A 2,657-nucleotide genomic window follows, 5' to 3' on the forward strand; every position below is an offset into this window, starting at 1 on the left:
GCTCTGTACCAGTGGTCCGTCACCGACCTCGAAGGGTTCTGGGCCGCGGTGTGGGAGTACTTCGACATCGACGCGACGACTGAGTACGAGCGGGTGCTGGCCGAGGAGACCATGCCGGGCGCACGCTGGTTCCCCGGCGCCACCCTCAACTACGCGGAACACGCGCTGCGGGCCGGCCTGCGGCCGGAGCACGCGGCCGGGCCCGCGCTGCTGTGCGTGGACGAGCGGCAGCAGCCGGAAGCCGTCGGCTGGGAGCAACTGCGCCACCGCGTCGGCTCGCTGGCCGCCGCGCTCCGCCGGCTCGGGGTCCGGCCGGGCGACCGGGTCAGCGGCTATCTGCCCAACATCCCCGAGGCGGTCGTCGCCCTGCTCGCCACCGCCGCGGTGGGCGCCGTGTGGACCTCCTGCGCCCCCGACTTCGGCGCCCGCAGCGTCCTGGACCGGTTCGCGCAGGTGGAGCCGGTCGTGCTGATCACGGTGGACGGGTACCGGTACGGCGGCAAGGAACACGACCGCCGGGCGACCGTCGCCGAACTGCGCAGGGAACTCCCCTCGCTGCGCGCGGTGATCCACGTCCCCCTGCTGGGCACACCGGCGCCCGAGGGCACGCTGGAGTGGGCGGACCTCACCGCCGACGCGGTCGAACCCGAGTTCACCCGGGTCCCGTTCGACCATCCGCTGTGGGTGCTGTACTCCTCGGGCACCACGGGGCTGCCCAAGGCGATCGTGCAGTCCCAGGGCGGCATCCTGCTCGAACATCTCAAACAGCTGGGCCTGCACTGCGATCTGGGGCCCGGCGACCGGCTGTTCTGGTACACCTCCACCGGCTGGATGATGTGGAACTTCCTGGTATCGGGGCTGCTCACCGGCAGCACCGTGGTCCTCTACGACGGCAGCCCCGGCCACCCCGCCACCGACGCCCAGTGGCGGATCGCCGAGAAGACCCGGGCCACCGTCTTCGGCACCTCGGCGGCCTATGTGATGGCGTGCGCCAAGGCCGGGCTGCGTCCCGGCCGGGACCTGGACCTGTCCGCCACCCGCTGTGTGGCGACCACCGGTTCGCCGCTGCCCCCGGACGGCTTCCGCTGGCTGCACGAGGCGGTCCGGCCGGACCTGTGGATCGCCTCGGTCAGCGGCGGCACGGACGTGTGCAGCTGCTTCGCGGGCGCGGTGCCCACCCTGCCGGTGTACCTGGGGGAGTTGCAGGCGCCGTGCCTGGGCACCGACCTGCGCTCCTGGGACCCGGCGGGGGAGCCGCTGGTCGACGAGGTGGGCGAACTGGTGGTGACCACCCCGATGCCGTCGATGCCGCTGCGGTTCTGGAACGACCCGGACGGCACCCGGTACCACGAGAGCTACTTCGACACCTACCCCGGGGTGTGGCGGCACGGCGACTGGATCACCCTCACCGCGCGCGGGACGGTGGTGATCCACGGCCGGTCCGACTCCACCCTCAACCGGCAGGGCGTGCGGATGGGTTCGGCCGACATCTACGAGGTGGTGGAACGGCTCCCGCAGATCCAGGAGTCGCTGGTCCTCGGGATCGAGGAGCCGGACGGCGGGTACTGGATGCCGCTGTTCGTCCGGCTCGCCCCCGGGGCCGTCCTGGACGACGCGCTGCGCGACACCATCCGGCGCACCCTGCGCGAGCAGCTGAGCCCGCGTCATGTACCGGACGAGATCCTGGCGATCGACGCGGTCCCGCACACGCTCACCGGCAAGCGGCTCGAAGTGCCGGTGAAGCGGCTGCTGCAGGGAACACCGCTGGAGAAGGCGGTCAACGCCGGGTCGGTGGACGATCTCGCGGCCCTGCGCTTCTTCGAGCGGCTGGGCCGGGAGCGGGCGGCTGTCAGTGGCTCCGATTACGGTGAGTGAGCATCAGGTTCTGATCCGTTGAAGGGGGAATCATGGCAGAGCACGGGGACGGGCGGCCGCTCGGCCGCCGGGAGAGCACCGGCACGGTAGGAGTGATCGCGGACGCGGCGGGCTTCGCCCGGATGCGGCGCTACCCCAGCTTCCGCTTCACCGACCACCGCGGGTATCTGCGGCACACCGAGCGGCTGCTGCGGACGCTGGCGCAGGAGGCGGGGCACGTACGGGTCGCCCTGTTCGACCCCGAGGGGTACGCGGTGTGGTGCGCGCGCGAGCGGCTGGAGGCGGACTGCGCGGCCAGCCGCGCCCGGTACACGGCGGTGGACGCGGCGCGCGGCGCCACCCTGCCGTTCACCGGGCGGCGCCCGCTGCGCCGGCTGCTGCCCGACCTGCTGGTCGAACGGGAGCGGCTGCGCTGCTGGGAGCGGGCCACGGCGCAGCTCGGCGAGGCGGGCGGGTGCCCGCGCTGCGGGGCGCCGCTGGCGCGCTGCGCGTTCCGGCGGGCGGCCGCGCTGCTGCCGTCCCTGCTGGAGGGGCCGGGCGGGAAACGCCGGCACGTGGTGTGCACGGTGCTGGCCCGGGGCGTGCCGCTGTCGGCCACGCTGGACGCGGCGCCTGAGCCGACCGAACCGGCGACACTGGCGCTGTGCGCGGTCCTGGCGGTGGCGCTGGCCACCGGGGCGCCCGGCGGCCTGGTGCTGCGCACGACCGCGCGGGGCGGCCGCACCGAGGCGATGGGCTGGCGCCTGGAGGCGGGGGAGGTGGTGCCGCTGAGCGAACCGGAG

General features: G+C 73.9%; 2 protein-coding genes. Both read left to right on the forward strand.

Going from position 1 to position 2,657, the window contains the following annotated elements; all coding sequences use genetic code 11:
* Nucleotides 1–1,875: acetoacetate--CoA ligase (locus ACFV5N_RS26745; RefSeq protein WP_385604795.1), on the forward strand; the 1,875-nt coding region annotated here is incomplete at its 5' end.
* Nucleotides 1,876–1,907: 32 nt separating this feature from the next.
* Nucleotides 1,908–2,657 (forward strand): hypothetical protein (locus ACFV5N_RS26750; protein ID WP_385604798.1); only part of this gene is annotated, 750 nt, incomplete at its 3' end.

This window comes from Streptomyces sp. NPDC059853 (assembly GCF_042731495.1).
Lineage (GTDB): Bacteria > Actinomycetota > Actinomycetes > Streptomycetales > Streptomycetaceae > Streptomyces.